At 72.8% G+C, this 18,777-nt stretch carries 13 protein-coding genes; 6 read left to right on the top strand and 7 right to left on the bottom strand.

Going from position 1 to position 18,777, the window contains the following annotated elements:
• Positions 1-7 precede the first annotated feature (7 nt).
• The gene (locus AB0J72_RS10335) at positions 8-1,375 is read left to right on the top strand and encodes a gamma-glutamyltransferase (RefSeq protein ID WP_363397199.1); all 1,368 of its coding nucleotides are present in this window, start codon (positions 8-10) and stop codon (positions 1,373-1,375) included.
• A 3-nt stretch (positions 1,376-1,378) separates the two neighbouring features.
• Here the strand turns inward: AB0J72_RS10335 and proB are convergent, their stop codons facing one another.
• The gene (gene proB / locus AB0J72_RS10330; protein WP_363397196.1) at positions 1,379-2,479 is read right to left on the bottom strand and encodes a glutamate 5-kinase; all 1,101 of its coding nucleotides are present in this window, start codon (positions 2,477-2,479) and stop codon (positions 1,379-1,381) included.
• A gap of 52 nt (positions 2,480-2,531) precedes the next feature.
• Between proB and AB0J72_RS10325 the strand changes: the two genes are divergently transcribed.
• A complete protein-coding gene (locus tag AB0J72_RS10325) occupies positions 2,532-2,834 on the top strand; it encodes an MGMT family protein (protein ID WP_344501872.1) in 303 nt (100 codons plus the stop codon).
• Between the two features lie 361 nt (positions 2,835-3,195).
• Here AB0J72_RS10325 and AB0J72_RS10320 read toward each other — a convergent pair whose 3' ends face one another.
• The 3 genes from AB0J72_RS10320 to AB0J72_RS10310 all read right to left on the bottom strand — a co-directional run bounded on the left by AB0J72_RS10320 (position 3,196) and on the right by AB0J72_RS10310 (position 10,113).
• Positions 3,196-5,286, bottom strand: coding sequence for a RecQ family ATP-dependent DNA helicase (locus tag AB0J72_RS10320; RefSeq protein ID WP_363397192.1), 2,091 nt, complete (start codon positions 5,284-5,286; stop codon positions 3,196-3,198).
• A gap of 36 nt (positions 5,287-5,322) precedes the next feature.
• A complete protein-coding gene (locus AB0J72_RS10315) occupies positions 5,323-8,949 on the bottom strand; it encodes a PQQ-dependent sugar dehydrogenase (protein ID WP_363397189.1) in 3,627 nt (1,208 codons plus the stop codon).
• 222 nt (positions 8,950-9,171) lie between these two features.
• Complete coding sequence (locus AB0J72_RS10310) at positions 9,172-10,113, bottom strand: NlpC/P60 family protein (RefSeq protein ID WP_363397186.1); 942 nt, start codon at positions 10,111-10,113, stop codon at positions 9,172-9,174.
• Between the two features lie 104 nt (positions 10,114-10,217).
• Here AB0J72_RS10310 and AB0J72_RS10305 point away from each other — a divergent pair, with 104 nt between their 5' ends.
• Positions 10,218-11,066: a hypothetical protein gene (locus AB0J72_RS10305; protein WP_363397183.1), complete on the top strand. Its 849-nt coding sequence runs from the start codon at positions 10,218-10,220 to the stop codon at positions 11,064-11,066.
• Between the two features lie 99 nt (positions 11,067-11,165).
• On the opposite strand, the gene AB0J72_RS10300 is transcribed toward AB0J72_RS10305, so the two are convergent.
• Entirely contained in the window at positions 11,166-12,896 is a 1,731-nt protein-coding gene (locus AB0J72_RS10300; RefSeq protein ID WP_363397180.1) for a DEAD/DEAH box helicase, read from the bottom strand.
• 243 nt (positions 12,897-13,139) lie between these two features.
• Between AB0J72_RS10300 and AB0J72_RS10295 the strand changes: the two genes are divergently transcribed.
• Positions 13,140-13,787: a ferritin-like fold-containing protein gene (locus AB0J72_RS10295; RefSeq protein WP_363397177.1), complete on the top strand. Its 648-nt coding sequence runs from the start codon at positions 13,140-13,142 to the stop codon at positions 13,785-13,787.
• Positions 13,788-13,956: 169 nt separating this feature from the next.
• On the opposite strand, the gene AB0J72_RS10290 is transcribed toward AB0J72_RS10295, so the two are convergent.
• Both AB0J72_RS10290 and AB0J72_RS10285 read right to left on the bottom strand, forming a co-directional pair.
• Positions 13,957-14,190: a DUF3107 domain-containing protein gene (locus tag AB0J72_RS10290; protein ID WP_363397174.1), complete on the bottom strand. Its 234-nt coding sequence runs from the start codon at positions 14,188-14,190 to the stop codon at positions 13,957-13,959.
• A gap of 75 nt (positions 14,191-14,265) precedes the next feature.
• Positions 14,266-14,904: a TetR/AcrR family transcriptional regulator gene (locus AB0J72_RS10285; RefSeq protein ID WP_363397603.1), complete on the bottom strand. Its 639-nt coding sequence runs from the start codon at positions 14,902-14,904 to the stop codon at positions 14,266-14,268.
• Between the two features lie 356 nt (positions 14,905-15,260).
• Here AB0J72_RS10285 and AB0J72_RS10280 point away from each other — a divergent pair, with 356 nt between their 5' ends.
• Positions 15,261-17,660 (top strand): hypothetical protein, encoded by a 2,400-nt coding sequence (locus tag AB0J72_RS10280; protein WP_363397172.1) that lies wholly within the window; start codon positions 15,261-15,263, stop codon positions 17,658-17,660.
• A 70-nt stretch (positions 17,661-17,730) separates the two neighbouring features.
• Positions 17,731-18,771 (top strand): alpha/beta hydrolase, encoded by a 1,041-nt coding sequence (locus AB0J72_RS10275; protein ID WP_363397169.1) that lies wholly within the window; start codon positions 17,731-17,733, stop codon positions 18,769-18,771.
• Positions 18,772-18,777 lie beyond the last annotated feature (6 nt).

The following is an 18,777-nucleotide window of genomic DNA, read 5'->3' as shown; positions in this document are numbered from 1 at the left end:
GTCGTCGGTGCCGGCCGGGGTCGCCGCCGGGCATCCGGCCACGACCGAGGTCGGGCTGCGGGTCCTCGCGGCCGGCGGGTCCGCGGCCGACGCCGCCGTCGCCGCGATGCTGGCGGGATGCGCCGCGGAGAGCGTCCTGACCGGGCTGGCCGGCGGCGGGTTCGCGACCTACTTCGACGCGGCCACCGGCGAGGTCACCTGCCTCGACTTCTTCTGCTCGGTGCCCGGCCTGGGCAGCACCACCCCCGCGGCCCCGATGGAGCCGATCAAGATCTCCTTCGGCGGTGTGCCGCAGCGGTACGAGATCGGCGCGTCGAGCGTCGGCGTGCCCGGCATCCCGGCCGGGGCCGGCGAGATCCACCGGCGCTGGGGCCGCCTCCCCTGGCAGCGGATCGTGGCACCGGCACAGAACCTGGCCCGCAGCGGCGTGCTCCTGCCGGGGGCGCACGCCCGCACGCTCGTGTCGCTCGCGCCGGCGATGCTGCCGGGTCTCGGTGCCGCGGTGTACGCGCCGGACGGGCGGCTCCTGGAGGGCGGCGAGCTGCTGCACCACCCCGGGCTCGACACGACGTTCGGGATCCTGGCGGAGGAGGGCCCGGCCGCCTTCTACACCGGGCAGATCGGCGCCGCGATGGTGGCGGAGGTGGCCGCCGGCGGTGGCGTGCTCAGTCCGCTGGATCTGTCGTCGTACCGCGTGGTGCAGGCACCGGTCTCGGCCGCCTCGTTCGGCACCCATCGGGTGCTGGCCCGCGCCGACCTGAACGAGACGATCAGGACCATCGCCGCGCTGCCGCCCCTGTTCACGCCGCTGGATCTCGCGTCGGCGCTGCTGGCGTACGGGTCGCAGCGCCTCGGCGACACCACCAACATCTCGGTCGTCGACAGCGCGGGCAACGCCTGCGTGATCACCATGACGCTCGGGATCGGGGCCGGGGTGTGGCTGCCCGGCCTGGGCGTCCACCTCAACTCGATGCTCGGCGAGGGCGAGCTGATCCGCCCCGGCACGCTGCCCGGCGAGCGGATGGCGTCGTGCATGTGCCCGGCCGTGGTCCTGGACCCCGCCGGCGCGCTGGTCATGGCGATCGGCTCGGCCGGCGCGACCCGCATCCGCACCGCGATGATCCAGACGCTCACCAACGTCCTCGTCCACGGCGACGACATGACGACCGCGATCCGCCGGCCGCGCTTCCACCCCGTGTCGGTGGACGGGTCGCGGCTCGTCCACCTGGAGCCCGGCTGCGACCCGTCGCACTTCACCGGCTTCAAGGTGCAGCAGTGGGACCGGCTCGACCACTACTTCGGCGGCGTCAGCGCCGTCGGTCTCGCGGGCGCCGCCGGCGACCCCCGCCGCGGCGGCGTGGGCCGCACCTTGTAGTTCTTAGAGAAGGACCAGGTCGTCGCGGTGGACGACCTCGCGCTCGTACGCCGGGCCCAGCGCGGCGGCGAGCTCCCCCGTCGACCGGCCGAGCAGCGGCGGCAGCTCGGTCGCGTCGTAGTTGACCAGGCCGCGGGCCACCGGCACGCCACCCACGTCGACCAGGTCCACCGGGTCCCCCGCGGCGAACCGGCCGTCGACCGCGGTGATCCCGGCGGGCAGCAGCGACGCGTGCCGCTGCCGCACGGCCTGCACGGCGCCGGGGTCCAGGTGCAGCCGGCCGCGGGGGCTGGTGGCGTGCGCGAGCCAGAACAGCCGCGCCTGCGGCCGCTCCCGCAGCCGGTGGAACAGCGTCCCGACCGGCTCCCCGTCGAGCACCGCCTTGGCGTTGGGCGCGGAGGTCAGCACCACCGGGATGCCGCTCGTCGTCGCGATCCTCGCCGCCTCGACCTTCGTCACCATGCCGCCGGTGCCGACCCCGGCCTTCCCGGGCCGCTTCACGTCGATGTCGCGCAGGTCCTCCGGGGAGCGCACGTCCGTGATCGGCAGTGACTCCGGTTTGGAGGGGTCGCCGGTGTACAGCCCGTCGACGTCCGACAGCAGCACCAGGAGATCCGCGTGGACGAGGGACGCGACCAGCGCGGCGAGCCGGTCGTTGTCCCCGAACCGGATCTCCTCCGTGGCGACCGTGTCGTTCTCGTTGACGACCGGGACCGCCCGCAGGTCGAGCAGGCGGCGCAGGGTCCGGTACGCGTTGCGGTAGTGCGCCCGGCGGGTCACGTCGTCGACCGTCAGCAGCACCTGCCCGACGACCCTGCCGTGCCTGGCGAACGCATCGTTGTAGGCCCGCATCAGCAGCCCCTGCCCGACGCTCGCCGCCGCCTGCTGTGTCGCGAGGTCCTTCGGCCGCTTCAGCAGCCCCAGCGGTGCCAGCCCGGCCGCGATCGCCCCCGACGACACCAGCACCACCTCCGCGGGGCTCCCCGCCAGGGCGTCGACGAGCGCATCGACCCGCTTGCCGTCGAGCCCGCCGGCCGCGGTGGTCAGCGACGACGACCCGACCTTGACCACGATCCGTCGAGCCTCGGTGACCTGGGTGCGCACGCCGCCTATCTTGCCGGGTCGCCACCGTCGATCCACGGTAGGTTCCCATATCGTGGCCGACGACGACTTCACAGAGCTGGTCCTCACCGTGGTGGAACGCATCCCGCCCGGCCGCGTCATGTCCTACGGCGCCATCGCCGAGTACCTGGGTCGCGGCGGCCCCCGCCAGGTCGGCGCCGTCATGTCCCACTACGGCGGCGGTGTCCCCTGGCACCGCGTCGTCGCCGCCAACGGCCGCCTCGTCCCTGGCCACGAGCAGGAGGCCCTCCGCCGCCACCGCGAGGAAGGCACCCCACTCAGGTCGGACAAAATCGACATGCGCCGAGCCGCCTGGTGGCCCGACGACACCCCCTGACGCCGCTCCCGCCCCGGCCTCATGATCCCGAACGATTCCGGTAGCCAGAACGGCCACAACCATTCGCGATCACGGAAACACCCGCCCCACCATGTGATCCGGAAGACCTCCCGCCGCCAGGAGTGCACAAGGTCTACCGGATCACGAGAGCCACCCATGATCCCGAACGATTCTGGTGGTCAGAGCGGCCAAAGCCATTCGGGATCATGAGAACGGCAGGGCCGCCCTCAGAACCAGGAAGACCTCCGCCGCCGGAAGTGCACAAGGTCTACCGGATCACGAGGGCCGCCCCTGATCCCGAACGAATCTGGTAGTCGGAGCAGCCATAACCCTTCGGGATCATGCGAATGGGCGGGCGGGGTCAGGCGGAGACGGCCAGGGCGAACGGCAGGACCGCCGGGGCGCCGGCGCGGAGTAGGAGGCGGCCGGCGATGGCCATCGTCCAGCCGGTGTCGACCAGGTCGTCGACGAGGAGGACCGGGCCGTCGAGAGTCCCCAGCCGGGCGGCCAGCTCCGGCGGGACCGTGAACGCGGTGTGCAGGGCGCGGACCCGCTGGGCGCTGTTGGTGCGGGAGGCGGCATCGGCCGCGTGGGCCGGCTGGACCGTGCCGAGCAGCGGCATCCGGCCGACCTCGGCGATGCGGGCGCCCAGCGACTCCAGCAGGACCGGGGTGCTCTGGGAGCCGAGGACCACGACGCCCACGGGGCGGGCGGGCCAGCGCTCGTCGCCCTTCGCCCACTCGGTCAGGGTGGCGACGACGCCGGCGAAGACGTCGCCGGGGACCGGGGCGTCGGGCGCGGCGAGCAGCCTGCGCAGCTTGTCGCCCCAGCCGAGGTCGCTGAGCCGGCCGATCGCCCGGCCGGGGAGGGTCTGCTCGGCGGGCGGGATCTTGCCGGTGAGGGAGACGCCGACGGCGGACAGGCCCGTCGGCCACAGCTTGCGCGGGGCGATCTCGACGCCGGTGCGGCCGAGGTGGGCGCGGGCCGAGGCGAGGGCGTCGCCGGAGACCTCCGCCGGATACCAGGTGCCCGCGCAGGTGTCGCAGCGGCCGCAGGGGGCGGCGCCCGGGTCGTCGAGGGTCCCGCGCAGGAACTCCAGGCGGCACGTGGTCAGGGCGGCATACTCGCGCATCGCGTCCTGCTCGGCGGCGCGGGCGGCGTCGATGCGGTCATAGCGCTCGCTGTCGTGGCGCCAGGGCGCGCCGGTGGACTCCCAGCCGCCGCGGACGCGACGGACGGCGCCGTCGACGTCGAGGACCTTGAGCATCAGCTCGAGCCGGCCGCGGCGCAGCTCGACCTGCGGCTCGATGGCGGCGGTCGACATCGGCCGGCCCGCCGCGCCGAGGACGGACAGCACGCCGCGGACCTGCGCCTCGGGCGGGAAGGCGAGGGACGCGAAATACCGCCAGATGGCCTGGTCCTCGGTGCCGGGCAGGAGCAGGACGTCGGCCATGTCGACGGCGCGGCCGGCCCGGCCGACCTGCTGGTAGTAGGCGATCGGCGACGACGGGGCGCCGAGGTGCACGACGAAGCCGAGGTCGGGCTTGTCGAAGCCCATGCCGAGCGCGGACGTGGCGACGAGGGCCTTGATCCGGTTGTTGAGCAGGTCCTCCTCGGCGGCGAGGCGGTCCGCATTCTCGGTCTGGCCGGTGTAGGCGGCGACCTCGTAGCCACAGCCGCGCAGATAGGCGGCGGTCTCGTGGGCGGCGGCGACGGTCAGCGTGTAGATGATCCCGGAGCCGGTGAACGCGCGGAGGTGCTCGCCGAGCCAGGCGAGCCGGTGCGGCGCGGACGGCAGCGTCAGCGAGCCGAGGCGCAGCGACTCGCGGTCGAGCGAGCCGCGCAGCACGAGCGCGTCGCCGAGCTGCTCGGCGACGTCGGCGGTGACGCGGGCATTGGCGGTGGCGGTGGTGGCCAGGACCGGCGTGCCGGGGGCGAGGTCGGCCAGCAGGGTGCCGAGCCGCCGGTAGTCGGGGCGGAAGTCGTGGCCCCAGTCGGAGACGCAGTGCGCCTCGTCGACGACGAGCAGGCCGGCGCTCGCGGCGAGCTTGGGCAGCACGTTGTCGCGGAAGTCGGGGTTGTTGAGCCGCTCGGGCGAGACGAGCAGGACGTCGACGGTGCCGGCGGCGATCTCGCCGGTGATCTGGTCCCACTCCTCCAGGTTGGCCGAGTTGATCGCGCGGGCGGCGATCCCGGCGCGGGCGGCGGCGTCGACCTGGTTGCGCATGAGGGCGATCAGCGGCGAGACGATCACCGTCGGGCCGGCGCCGCGGGCCCGCAGCAGTGCGGTGGCGATGAAATACACCGCGGACTTGCCCCACCCGGTGCGCTGCACGCAGAGGACGCGGCGGCGCTCCGCCACCAGGGCGGAGATGGCGGCCCACTGGTCCTCCCGCAGTTCGGCGGAAGGACCAGCGAGCTTCTTCAGAAGTACCGATGCCTCAGATCGCACCCCACGAACTTAGCCCTCGGGTACGACAGAAACCCGCTAAGGCGTGAAGCGGACCGCCGTCCCCGACGCCAGCAGCGGCTGGTTGAACAGGTACTGCGCGGCCGTGGTGCCGGCGGCGTTCTCGACGCCGACGGTGGCGCCGCCGCCCTTCTCGATGTCGTTGTCCAGGCTGGAGTAGTGCAGCGTGATCACCCCGTCGGGGGCGAACACGACGGAGAACGTCACCCGGTTGTGGACGCCGTTGCCGTAGATGTACGGGTTGCGCCACTCGATCACGACCGAACCGTTGACGAGCGCGGTGCGCACCGAAGCGGAGCCGTCGACGACGAGGTCGTCCCAGAAGGCGTAGACGGTCGCGTTCGGGGCGGCGGTCGACGGCAGCGCGGAGTGCTCCACGTAGGCGCCGCCCGGGTTGACGAACGAGACCTTGCCGTTGGTGTCGACCCACGCCGTGGTGTAGGTGACGCCGTACAACGTGACCGGCGCCGGCAGCGTGACCTGCTGGATGTTGTCGTCACCGGTCAGCGTGAGCACCGTGGCGTCGGCCGGGACGAACGGGGTGGCCACCGTGGTGATCCCGTAGTTCCCGGTGGGCGGCGGCGGGGCCGGCAGCGTCAGGTTGAGCGTCTCCGTGGCCGCGTCGACGGTGAGCGGCGCCGACGTCGACTGCCCGTTGGCGGTGGCGCTCACGGTGTACGAGCCGTACGCCACGTTCGAGAAGCTGTACTTGCCCGAGGCGTCCGTGGTCGTCGTCGTGCCGGCCGTGAGGGTCACGGTCGCCCCGGCGACGGGCCCGCCGCCCGCGACGCTCACGGTGCCGCTGACCGTCCCGGTGGACGGCGGCGGCGGGGGCGGCGGGGTCGTGCCGCCCGGCGCGGTGAAGATGACCGCGCGGCCGGACTGGAGCTTCGGGGTGTTGACGGAGTACGCGAGGCCCACGGTGCCGTCGGCGTTCTCGATGCCGACCGTCGCCGCGTTGCCCTTCTCGATGTCGTTGTCGAGGCTCGCGTAGTTGGTGACCACGTCACCGTTCTCCGAGAGGATCGCCTCGAACGTGACGCGCCGGCTGGTGTTGCCGTAGATGTACGGGTTGCGCCACTCGACGACGAACTGGCGGTTGGGCGCGGTGCCGAGGGTCGTGGTCCGCACCGACGCGTTGGCGTCGACTACCAGGTCGTCCCAGAAGGCGTAGACCGCCGCGTTGGGCAGGGCCGCGCTCGGCACCGCGGTGTTGTCCCACTTCGGCCCGTTCGGGTTGACCAGGCTGACGGCGCCGTTGGTGTCGACCCACGCGGTCGAATACGAAACGCCGTACAACTTGACCGGGAACGGCAGGGAGATCTGCTGCAGCCCCTCGTCGCCGGTCAGGCTCAGCACCGTCGTGTCGGCGTTGACGAACGCCTTGGTCGCGGTGGTGCACACGTAGCCGAAGCTGTCGGAGCACGTGCCGCCGCCGGTCGCGGTGTAGTTGGCGGTGTAGGTCGTCGCCGTGGTCGGCGCGGTGATCACCTGCGTGGCCGCGCCGCCCTGGCTCCAGGAGCCGAAGGTGTACTGGGTGCTGTTGAGCGTCTGCGGCGACGGCGCCGACACGGTCTGCGTCGACTTCTGGATGACCGTCGTGGTGAACGGCGTGACGCCGGTGACCGAGCCGACAGTGATGTTGAGGCCGCTCGGCACGGAGTCGAACGTCATGTTCGCGGTCTTCGGGTCCAACCGGCGGCTGACCGTCGTGCTGAGCCCGCTGCTGTCGGTCGCCGTGAGCCGCAGCTCCACGTAGGACGGGTACTCGTGGTCGGGTCCGATGAACGAGCCGGACGCGCCGTCGGTCTCGCTGATGTAGTGCTGGTGGCAGTTGTCGGCCGAGGCGCAGTGCTGCAGGATCAGCTGCCAGTGCAGGCTGGTCGCGGGGATGTTGCCGTCCTGGGCGTCGGTGGCGTGGCCGGTGAAGTTGACCGTGTCGTTGGTCGCCCACGTGAAGCCGGCCGCGGGCGTGTCGATCACCGGTACGGGCGCGTCGGAGCCGACGAGGATCTGCAGGTACTTGGTGTCCGACAACCCGCCCGCGTCGGTGACCCGCAGCTTGGCCGTGTAGTTGCCGGCGGTCGTGTAGGTGAAGCTCGCCGTCGGGCCGGTCGCGTCGTAGCTGCCGTTGTTGGTGAAGTCCCACTGGTACGTGAGGACGTCACCGCTGTTGGGGTCGCTGGTGCCGGCGGAGTTGAACTGCACGGCCAGCGGCGGCGCGCCGGAGGTCTTGTCCGCGCTGATCACCGCGGTCGGCGGCTGGTTGCCGGCGCTGTAGTTGACCCGGCGGACCGTGCCGCCGTCGACGTCGACGTAGTACAGGTCGCCGCCGGGGCCGATCTCCAGGTCGACGGGGCCGGCCGCGCCGGGCGCGAACGTCTCGATCTTGCTCGGGTCGGGGGTGCCGTTGGTCGGCAGCATCGCGTAGATGCAGCGGCGGGCGTAGTCACCCCAGAAGAGCGCGCCCTGGTACTTGGCCGGGTAGGCGCCGCCGGACGTCGGGTAGAACGCGACGCCGGTCGGGCTGGACCCGCCGGTCGGGCAGCCGTCGTTGTCGTTGACCTGCTGGTGGTGCCCGTAGGTGTAGACCGGACCGGTCGCCGTGTTCTGGTTGTACAGCGTGGTGCACAGGTTCAGGTTCGCGTCGCGGTAGCCGGGCTGCTGCGAGTTGCCCTCGAAGCACGGCCAGCCGAAGTTGGTGACGGGCGTGGCGAGGGGGTTGGGCAGCCGGTTGATCTCCTCCCAGGTCCGCCAGCCGACGTCGCCGATCCAGATCTCGCTGCTGCCGGGCTTGAACGTCCACCGGAAGGGGTTGCGCAGGCCGTACGCCACGATCCGCCGCGCGTTGGGGTCGGTGGTCGCGTTGTAGAGCGGGTTGTCGGTCTTCGCGGCGCCGGTGACCGGGTCGATGCGGATGATGGTGCCGCTCAGGCCGGTCGGGTCGCCGAGGGTCCGCACGTCCTGGGAGCGCAGGGCGCCGCCCTCGGAGGTCGGCGGGCTGAGCGCCGCGCCGACGCCGCCGGGCGGGTCGCCGCACGGGTTGACCGGGTTGCCCTGCTGGCCCCAGTCGGTGAAGACGGGGCTCGCGCCCTCGCCGCCGCTGACGTAGAGCGCGCCGTCGGGGCCGAAGCGCACGTCGCCCACCGAGTGGGTCTCGAACTGCTGGCACCAGTCGTTGATGAGCACCTGCTCGGTGCCGGTCCACGTGTCGCCGCTCGCGGTGAGCTTCGACAGCCGCCCGCTGACGATGCAGCCGGTGCCGGGCGTCGGGCAGGTGTCGCCGAGGTCGAGTCCGCCGCCGATGGGCTGCGTCGCGGTGTACGTGACGTACACCGACGGGTTGGACGGGAAGTTCGGCGGCAGCGCCAGGCCGAGCAGGCCCTTGTCCTCGTTGTCGTGCACCCGGGCGCTCAGGTCGGCGAACAGGGTCGGCGTCGGGTCCGACAGGCTGTCGTAGACCTGGATCGTGCCGCCCTTCTCCGCGACGAACACCCGTCCGTCAGGAGAGAACACCAGCTTCGTCGGGTGGTTGAGCCCGGACAGCACGACCTGCTCGGAGAACCCGCTCGGCAGGGTGGTCACGGCGCCCGCCGCCTCGGGTGCGGTGAGCGCCGCCGAGGCCGGGACGCAGAGCGCGAGCACTAGGCCAAGGGATAAACGGGAGCGGCGGCGACGCCTCATGAGGGCACTCCTGGATGCGGACGCGCAGGGGGAGACAGCCAGTAGATGTCCACTGTCAGGATGATGCTGTCGCCAAGCCGACTGGCGCGCCTCGTCCGTTAGGACACAAACAGGCCCGTCGTAGCTGGTCCGCAGGGAGTTGATCAGCGCATCGTGGTGGCTCGATCGCGATGCGCTGATCTTCTATTGGTAGTCCGGCCGTCCGTAACCCACGATCGGGGCGTAGTCGAGCAGCCGCATCGAGATCCGCTCGCCCTCGCGCGGCGCCTCGATCACCCTGCCGTCGCCGATGTACATGCCGACGTGACTGACGTCCTTGTAGTAGAAGACGAGATCGCCGGGGCGCAGCTCCTCGCGCCTGATCGGCGTGACGGTCTTCTTCTGCCTCGCCGCGTTGTGCGGCAGGACCACGCCGGCCGCCTTCCACGCGGCCATCGTCAGGCCCGAGCAGTCGAACGTGTCCGGGCCGTCGGCGCCCCACCGGTACACCTTGCCCAGCTGCGAATAGGCGTACCTGACCGCGCGCCCGGCCGGGTCGTCGGTGAAGCGCGGCACGTAGCCGTCGTGCAGCGCCCCGGACGGCGTCCTGGCGGTGCGTGCGGCCCGGGCCCCGCCGAGCCGCCGGACCTGCGCCTCGATCGCCGCCTTGCGCTGGCCCAGCTCCTGCTCCTGGGTGCGCTGGCGGACCTGGAGGTCGCCGAGGTCGGCCTGCTCCTTCTTGAGCGCGGCCTTGTCGGCCTTCAGGCGGCGCAGCGCGTCGGTACGCCGGCGCTGGAGGTGGTCCAGGGTCGCCAGCTGGTCCATGAACGACTCCGGCGACGGCGCGCTGACGAGCACGGCCGTGCTGGTGACGGCGGCGCTGCGGTACAGCCTGGCGGCGACCTCGTCCGCGTCACGCTGGGCGGCGTCGACGCTCGCCTGCAGCGGGCCGGTGCGGGCGTTCACCCGTTCGAGCTGCGCCTCGGTGGCGCGCAGGTCGTCGCGTACGGCGTTGAACCGCTCGATGACGCCTTCCAGCTCCTGCCAGGCGGTGGCGAGCTGCCGCTGCCGGTCGGTGACCGGGTCAGCGAACCCGATGCCGGGCACGATCAACGCAGCGACCATGCCCGCGGCCGCGGTCCACATCTTGCCGATTGACCCCACGTGTCACTAACGCCATGATTTGGACAAACGTGACTAAAAGTCCCCCGGTGGAGTGGTGGCGACGGCCTGCGGCTACGGTCTTGGGCATGAAGGGGCCGGTCGTCGCGGGTGGACTCGTGTTGGCGCTGCTGCTTGGCTTCGTGATCGCCAGGTCCACCGCGTCACCACCGGCCGCCGCCCCCGCCCCGACCGCCATCCCGTCGCACTCCCACGGCGGCGCGACCGCGGGCGACCTCGGCGGCCTGTCGCTCAGCTCCGCCGGCTTCACGCTGTCGCCGACGACCACGACGTTCGCCGCGGGCGCCACCCAGCCGTTCGCGTTCCGGATCCTCGGCCCGGACGGCAAGCCGGTCACCCGCTTCGCGGTCAACCACGAGAAGCTCATGCACCTGGTGGTGGCCCGGCACGACCTGTCCGGGTTTCAGCACCTGCACCCGGAGATGGCCCCCGACGGCACCTGGTCGATCCCGCTGACCCTGCCGTCGCCGGGCATCTGGCGGATCTACACGGACTTCGTCACCTTCGACGCGACCGGCGCCCAGGCCCCGGTGACGCTCGCCGTGGACGCCACCGTCGCCGGCGACTACCAGCCGGTGACCCTTCCCGCGCCCGCCCGGACCGCGGAGGTCGCCGGGATGACGGTGACGATGGAGGGCACTCCGGCGGTCAACGCCACCCAGCCGCTGTCGCTGCGGGTGCTGGCCTCGGGCAGCCCCGTCACCGACCTGCAGCGTTATCTCGGCACGTACGGCCACCTCGTCGTCCTCCGCGACGGCGACCTCGGCTACCTGCACGTCCACCCCGAGACCGAACTGGTCGGCGGCGCGGTGAAGTTCTGGCTGTCGGCCCCGAGCAGCGGCCGCTACCGCCTCTACTTCGAGTTCCAGCGCGCCGGCCAGGTCCACCGCGTCGAGTTCACCGTCGTCGTCCCCTGACCACCCCACTCCGTCTGGACGGCGAACAGCGCGGCCAGCCGGGGGCTGCCGCGCTGTTCGGATCGTCGGGATGAAGTCGGCCAGGGACGGCCGGAAGGGTCAGGCCTCGACGCTGTCGCTGCCCTCGGTGGCGGAGCCTTCGCCGCCCTTGCCACGGCCGCCGCGACGGCGGCGGCGGGTGCGGGCACGGGCGGTGCGGGGCTCGCCGTCCTCGGTGGCCTCGGCGGTGGCGACGGGGCCGGTGTCCGCGGTGTCCGAGCCCTCGGCCACCTGACCGACCACCTGGCGGCGGCGGGTGCGGGTGCGGGCCGGACGGGGCTCCGACTGCTCGCCGGCGTCCGCGGAGGTGCCGGCAGCCTCGGCGGAGTCGGTGAGGGTCAGCTCGGTGGGGTCGACCTCGCCGCGCCGCCGGCGGCGGCGGGGACGGCGGGGCTCGCCGGTCGGGTCCGCGGCGGGGGCGGGGCCGGACGAGTCGCCGCCGCGGGCCCGGCCACGGGTGCGACCCCGGCCGCGGGGCTTGCCCTCGATGTCCTCGAGCTGCTCGGCGGCGAGGCCGGCGCGCTTGCGGTCAGCGGTCGGCAGGGAGCCGGTGATGCCCTCGGGGATGCCGATGTCGGTCAGCAGGTGGGACGAGGTGTGGTACGTCTCCGGCGGCTCCGCCAGGTCCATGCCCAGCGTCTTGTCGATGATCCGCCAGCGGGGCATGTCCTCCCAGTCGACGAACGTCACGGCGACGCCCGTCGCGCCCGCGCGGCCGGTGCGGCCGATGCGGTGGGTGTAGGTGTCCTGGTCCTCGGGGCAGTCGTAGTTGATGACGTGGGTGACGCCGGAGACGTCGAGGCCGCGGGCGGCGACGTCGGTGGCGACCAGCACGTCGATCTTGCCGGCGCGGAAGGCGCGCAGGGCGCGCTCGCGGGCGCCCTGGCCGAGGTCGCCGTGGACGGCGGCGGCGGCGAAGCCGCGGAAGTCCAGGTCCTCGGCGACGCGGTCGGCAGCGCGCTTGGTGCGCGTGAAGATCATGGTCAGGCCGCGGTCCTCCGCCTGCAGGATCCGCGCCACGATCTCGATCTTGTTCATCGGGTGGGTGCGGTAGATGAACTGCTTGGTCAGCGGCGACGGCCCGGTGCTGGCGTCGTGGTGCGCGTGGATCGTCATCGGGTGGCGCAGGAACCGCCGGGCGAGGGTGACGATCGGATCGGGCATCGTGGCGGAGAACAGCATCGTCTGCCGGTCCTCCGGCAGCAGGGTCAGGATCCGCTCGACGTCGTCGAGGAAGCCCAGGTCGAGCATGCGGTCGGCCTCGTCGAGCACGAGCGCCCGCACGGCGTGCAGCCGCAGGTGCTTGCTCTTGGCCAGGTCGAGCAGGCGGCCGGGGGTGCCGACGACGATCTCGACGCCCTTCTGCAGCGCGTCGACCTGCGGCTCGTAGGCGACGCCGCCGTACAGCGGGAGCACGCGGATGCCGCGGGTCTTGCCGGCGGCGGCGATGTCGCGGGCCACCTGCAGGCCCAGCTCGCGGGTCGGGACCACGACGAGCGCCTGCGGCAGGCCGTCGGCGCCCTCGGTGGGGGCGGTGACCCGGTCCAGCAGCGGGACGCCGAAGCCGAGCGTCTTGCCGGTGCCGGTCGGCGCCTGGCCGATGAGGTCGGTGCCGCGCAGCGCGATCGGCACGGCGTATTCCTGGATGGCGAACGCGTGGATGATGCCGACGGCTTCGAGGGCGGCCACGGTCTCCGGCCGCGCCCCCAGATCGGCGAACGTGGGTGCGTCTGGGCGCACGGGTGCGCGCGGGGCCACTGCTTCGGCGGCCTCAGTGTTGTCGATCGTCATGTTGTGCTCAGGGTGTCTCTCTCGCGGGAGCGCCCCTGGTGAAGCTGGGTGCGCTCAAATGGGTAGGGCGCGGGCCACACGCAACCGAAATGATCAAGGTCGCGGGCTACAAGCGCCGGGCGCCAGGACTAGGGTCCGTCCACGGCTATCGGAGTCATTGTACCGGCTTACGAGCCGTTCCGCTCAGTGGCTTCGGCCGGGCATCGGGGCGCGCCCGGTGATCCGGCGATGTAGTGTGCCGTGGTGTCCGATCTCACTCCGCCCGCCACGGCTGTGGTCGACCTGCTGGGCATGCTGGCCTTCGGCGAGCTGGTCGCGTTCGACCGGATGGCGGCCGACGCGCGGCTCGCGCCCGACCTCCGCCGCCGGGCGGTGCTCAGCGAGATGGCCGCCCGCGAGATCACCAACTTCCGCCGGCTGTCCGACCGCCTGGCCGAGCTCGGCGTCGACGCCGAGGACGCCATGCGGCCCTATGTGCAGGCGGTGTCGGAGTACCACCTGCAGACCGAGCCGGCCGACTGGCTGGAGGGGCTGGCCAAGGCGTACGTCGGCGACGGCATCGCGGACGACTTCACCCGCGAGGTCGCGGCGGTGCTCGCCGGCCCGGACCAGGACCTGATCCTGGACGTCCTGCACGACTCCCGGCACGCCGACTTCGCCGCCGACGAGCTGCGGGCCGCGATCGCCGCCGACCCGAAGGTGGCCAACCGGCTGTCGATGTGGGCCCGCCGCCTGGTCGGCGAGGGCATCTCGCAGGCGCTGCGGGTCGCGGCCGAGCGGCCCTCGCTCGCCGAGCTGCTGGCCATCGGCGGCACCGACTTCCAGGCCCTGCTCAGGCGCCTGACCTCGGCGCACACCGCCCGCATGGGCGCCGTCGGGCTCAACAACTGAGGCTCAGCGGCTAAGGCGCAACAACTGAGGCCTCAATAACTGAGGGCCCAGCAACTGAAGGCTCAACAGCTGAGCGCTCAACAACCGAGGGATCGACAGCTCAGGGGCGCGACGACCGACGACGCCCAGGCCCTGGCACCCGTACGGGGCAGGGCCTGAGCGCTATCTGTCAACGCGCGGAAGAGAACCCAACCGGCCGCGGCGACGACTCGGCGATCTCCACGTAGGCGATCTTGCCGACCGGGACGATCACCCGGCGGCCCTTCTCGTCGACGAGAGAAAGCACACCCTTGTCGCCACCGTCGATCGCGTCGGTGACCGCAGCTTCGACCTCGGCGGGTGACTGGTTGCTCTCCAGCACCAACTCCCGAGGCGCATGCTGCACGCCGATCTTGACCTCCACGTCTTCCTCCTTGATCGGGCTGCGGCGCGTCCGTGCCTCGGCGCGCACACCCAGTGTGGTTGAAGACTAACGCGATCAGGCGTGTTCGCCGTGCAGGGGGAAGCTCGCGATGCCGCGCCACGACAGCGCGGTCAGCAGCGCCTCCGCTTCGGGCTTCGCGACCTGGCGGCCACCGGCGACCCAGAACCGGGCCGCGACCTCGGCGGCGCCGACGAGCCCGGACGCGAGCAGCTCGGCGCGCTCCTGGCTCAGGTCGGTGTCGGCCATGATCGTGTCGGTGATCGCGGCGATGCAGCCGCTCTCCACCCGGTCGACCCGCTCGCGGACCGCGGGGTCGTTGCGCAGGTCCGACTCGAAGACGAGGCGGAAGGCCTCGCTCTCGTGGTCGATGAAGTCGAAATACGCCTGGATGGCGCCGCGGACCCGCTCCTTGTTGTCGGTGGTCGCCTCCATCGCGGCGCGCATCCGCGAGACCATCGCGTCGCAGTGCGTGTCGAGCAGCGCCAGATAGAGCTCGAGCTTGCCGGGGAAGTGCTGGTAGAGCACCGGCTTGGAGACACCCGCCCGCTCGGCGATGTCGTCCATCGCGGCGGCGTGGTAACCCTGCGCCACGAAAACCTGCTGCGCCGCGGCGAGCAGTTGCTTGCGGCGGGCCGACCGGGGCAGCCGCATCGGCCGTCCGGCCGCCTGGGTGCCGCTCATCGCCGAGGTCATGTTCACCATCCGGATTTGGGTCGGGATTGCAACTTACCCCCTTTCCGCCCACACGGTAGCCTCACCTAGGGGCGACGGAGGAGCGCGCGGTGGACGAAACGGGGCAAGCCGGAAGCCCACAAGGGTCAGGCGCATATCGCGGAGGAGGACACACGGATCCGCACAGGTCACCGGACGGCACCCATGGTGACGGGTCGACGCCGAGCGATGACGCGCTCGAGGCGATCGTCTCCGCATGGCGTGAGCCGGCAACAGGAGCCATCGCTGGGCGCGCGTCGGTCAGCGGTTCGATCAACGGCGCCGGCCCGCGTGGCCGCGCCGAGGTCCGCGGCTCCTACTCCGACATGCTCGCCCCGATGAGCCCGCCGGTCTCCGCCCCGCCGCCGATGCACCCCACCACGTCGCTGCACTACGGGCACTACGGACCCGACGGCCAGGGCTGGCCGAGCTCCGTCAGCCAGCCGGAGACCAGCGGGTCGCTCCCCGCCTCCGGGTCGCCGGCGCAGGCCCAGCCGCCGCACGACACCGGCCACACCGGCCCGCTGCCCGCCGTCAGCTCCGGCACCGTCTACGGCGCCGCCCCTGTCGCCGACGCGCGCGAGGAAGCGGTCCGGCCGACCTCCGGGGGCTACGGTCCGCCGCCCGCGCCGACGTCCGGCGGGTATGGCGCGGCGCCGTCGGCCCTGGACCGGCTCAGCGGCCGGCCCGGCCCGGTCGACCCACGTGCCCGGGTGCACGGCGACAACGGCATGCCGCCGTATGGCGCCTACCCGAACCAAACCCCCGCCTACCAGGACCAGGCCCCGGCCTACCAGGACCAGAGCTCGGCCTACCAGGACCAGAGCTCCGGCTACCCGGACCAGGCCCCGGCCTACCAGGACCAGAGCTCGGCCTACCCGGAGCAGGCCGCCGCCTACCAGGACCAGGCCCCGAGCCCGGCCCGCTACCCGGACCAGGCCCCGGCCCGCCCGGAACAGGCCGCCGCCTACCAGGACCAGGCCGCTGCCTACCAGGACCGGCCCGGCGCCTACCCGGACCCGGCCTGGGGCTACGAGAACAGGGACATCCGCCCGCACAACGGCGCGTTCCACCAGGAGACGCCCGCCGCCAACGGCGTGGCCCACCACGACCCGCAGGCCGGCGGCAACCAGGAGCCTTACCAGGCACAGGAGCAGTACCAGGGCCAGGAGCAGCGGGAGCAGTACCCGTACCAGGGCCAGCAGTACCCGGCGCAGTACCCGCCGCAGCAGCAGTACCCGTCGCAGGAGTACCCGCAGCAGCCGCCACCCCCGAACGGCTACCAGGCGTACGAGCAGCCCGGCCCCGAGTTCGACTGGGCCGCGCCGTCGCAGGAGCCCGTGGTCCCGGCGCCGGCGCTGCACCCCGTGCCGCAGCCCGCCCTGCACCCGGTGCCACAGCCTGCCCTGCACCCAGTGCCACAGCCGGCCGTGCACCCGGTGCCCACGCAGCGGGTGCCGGAGGACGACCCGCTCGTCGGCCCGCTGCCGCCCGAGCTGCTCGGCAACGCCACGCCCCTGTCCGCGGCGGAGCCGACGATGCCGGCGTTCGCGTCGGAGCCGCCGTACGCCGCCCAGGAGCCCACCGGACTTACCGGCGCCGACTGGGGCAACGGCCCCGAGCTGCCGCAGCGCGTCCCGTCGCACCCTGACGTGCCGCAGGTGCCGGAGGTCGAGGTCGAGCCCCTCGTGACGGAGGCCACCCCGGCCGGCGGTGCGGAGCTGGCGAGGATCGCCACGTTCCTGCGCGAGGAGCGCGAGGACGAGGACGACGAGCCCAGCCTGGACGACCGCCCCGACGGGTTCGACATCCCGGCGGTCCTCCGCGCCGTGCAGGGTGTCTCCGGTGTACGCGAGGCGACGCTGCGCAAGAACGCGGACGGCCTGCACACGCTCCGGCTCGAGCTGCTCGACGAGGCCGACCCGGGCCGGGTCAGCCGGGCCGTCGCGCGCCTGCTCAACGAGCGGATGGGCCTGGCCGCCGAGCCCAACCCGCCGGAGTCCGCCTCACCCTTGGCCCGCCCGGCGATCCGGGGCAACGCGCCGCACAGCGCCCTGCCCGGCTACGGCCGCGAGGCCCGCCGGCGGCGCCCGGTCAGCGGCGTGCGCCGCCCGGCCGAGGCCCCCCGCCCCGAGGTCGAGGAGCTCCAGCAGTTCCGTGCGGAGGCGCCGCTCGCCGAGGTCGACGAGCCGCGCCGGCCGCCCCAGCCGCCGGGTCTCGTCGCGTCCGGCCAGCAGCATCCCGTACAGGTGCCGAAAACGCCGGGAGAGCACGCGCCGGTCCCGGTGAACCGGGACGCGCCCCCGGCGCTGGTGCCGCAGTCCAGCACCATCGTGTCGCCGCGGGTGATCATCGACCAGGTCGAGGTCAGCACGCAGGGCGTCGACGCGGTGGTCGAGGTGCGCCTGATCGCGGACGGTCACCCGGCGGTCGGGGTCGCCAGCGGCCCGGCGGTCGACGGGTACATCCTGCGGCTGTCCGCGGCGGCCGCCGCCTCGGCCGTGGACCAGCTGCTGGTCGACGTCGACGCGACGTCCCGCGCCAGGTGCTACATCGAGCACGCCGCGGTGGTGCAGCTCGGCGGCTGCGAGGTCGCCGTCGTCGTGCTGTTGCTGCTGTACGACGGCTGGGTCGAGCAGCTGACGGGCTCCGCGGTGAACTCGGGTGATCCGCGGCAGGCTGTGGTCCGCGCCACTCTCGCGGCCGTGAACCGGCGCCTGGAGGCCCTGCTGCCATAGCCCTTCGGGCAGCCGGGTAAGCATTTTGAGAGCACGGCTGCCGTAGACCCCTTGGGGCACACTGGTAAGCATGAAGAGAGCTGCCCTTGTCCCGGAGTTCACCGTCCCGTCACCTGAGCGGCTGCCGGACACGTGGCCCGGGCGCGAGGTGGAGCTCGATGGTCTGAAGGCGTACGTGCGGGACACCCCGGCCACCACGCCGGGCGCCGAGCCGGCGGTCTACGTGCACGGCCTCGGCGGTTCGTCCACCAACTGGACCGACCTGGCCGGCGTGCTCGCCGGGCGGCTCGACGGCCAGGCGATCGACCTGCCCGGGTTCGGGTACAGCGCCCCGGCCCGCAGCTACTCGCTGGCCGCGATGGCCTCGCACATCGTCCGGTGGGTCGAGCACAGCGGCCGCGGCCCGGTCCACCTGTTCGGCAACTCGATGGGCGGCGCGGCCGTGGTCGTGGCCGCCGCGCTGCGCCCCGACCTGGTGCGCAGCCTGACGCTGATCTCGCCGGCGATGCCGTTCCTCGACCCGCGCCGGTCGCTGCAGGGCCCGATCGTGCCGCTGCTCCTGCTGCCCAACGCGGCGAAGCTGGCGGCCCGGCGGATGTCGTCGATGGAGCCGGAGGCCCTCGCCGCGATGGTGATCGAGTCCTGCTACGCCGACCCGACCCGCTACCCGGAGCAGCGGCGGCTGGAGGCGATCGAGGAGGCTCGGCGGCGGCACCTGGTGCCGTGGTACGCCGAGGCGTACGTGGGCAGCCTCCGCGGCCTGGTCAGCAGCTTCCTGCGCGCGTACCTGCCGGGCGAGGGCTCCATGTGGAAGATGGCCGCGAGGATCAAGGCGCCGACGCTGGTGATCGCCGGACGGCAGGACCGGCTCGTCGACATCCGCACCGCGCCGCAGGTCGCCCGCCTCATCCCGGACAGCCGGCTGATGATGCTGGAGGGCGTCGGCCACGTGGCGCAGATGGAGGTGCCGCGCACGGTCGCGCGCGCCGTGTTCGGCATGCTCGACGAGCTGCGGGAGGACAGGGCCGGCCGGACCGCCGCCCAGCAGGTTGCAACTCAGGTGCGGGATGGGGTGCGGCAGCGCGCGCCGCGGGTGCGCATGGCAAGCTGACCAATC

This window comes from Dactylosporangium sp. NPDC049742 (assembly GCF_040674675.1).
Classification (GTDB): Bacteria; Actinomycetota; Actinomycetes; order Mycobacteriales; family Micromonosporaceae; genus Dactylosporangium; species Dactylosporangium maewongense.
Note: the sequence above shows the minus strand (reverse complement) of the source record. Positions and strands in the feature narration are given on the sequence as shown.

Excerpts from the sequence above, each read along its gene's own strand:
- AB0J72_RS10300 (WP_363397180.1), bottom strand. The coding sequence starts at position 12,896 with ATGACGATCGACAACACTGAGGCCGCCGAAGCAGTGGCCCCGCGCGCA.
- AB0J72_RS10275 (WP_363397169.1), top strand. The coding sequence starts at position 17,731 with ATGAAGAGAGCTGCCCTTGTCCCGGAGTTCACCGTCCCGTCACCTGAG.
- AB0J72_RS10310 (WP_363397186.1), bottom strand. The coding sequence starts at position 10,113 with ATGTGGACCGCGGCCGCGGGCATGGTCGCTGCGTTGATCGTGCCCGGC.
- AB0J72_RS10285 (WP_363397603.1), bottom strand. The coding sequence starts at position 14,904 with ATGACCTCGGCGATGAGCGGCACCCAGGCGGCCGGACGGCCGATGCGG.
- AB0J72_RS10305 (WP_363397183.1), top strand. The coding sequence starts at position 10,218 with ATGAAGGGGCCGGTCGTCGCGGGTGGACTCGTGTTGGCGCTGCTGCTT.
- AB0J72_RS10280 (WP_363397172.1), top strand. The coding sequence starts at position 15,261 with ATGAGCCCGCCGGTCTCCGCCCCGCCGCCGATGCACCCCACCACGTCG.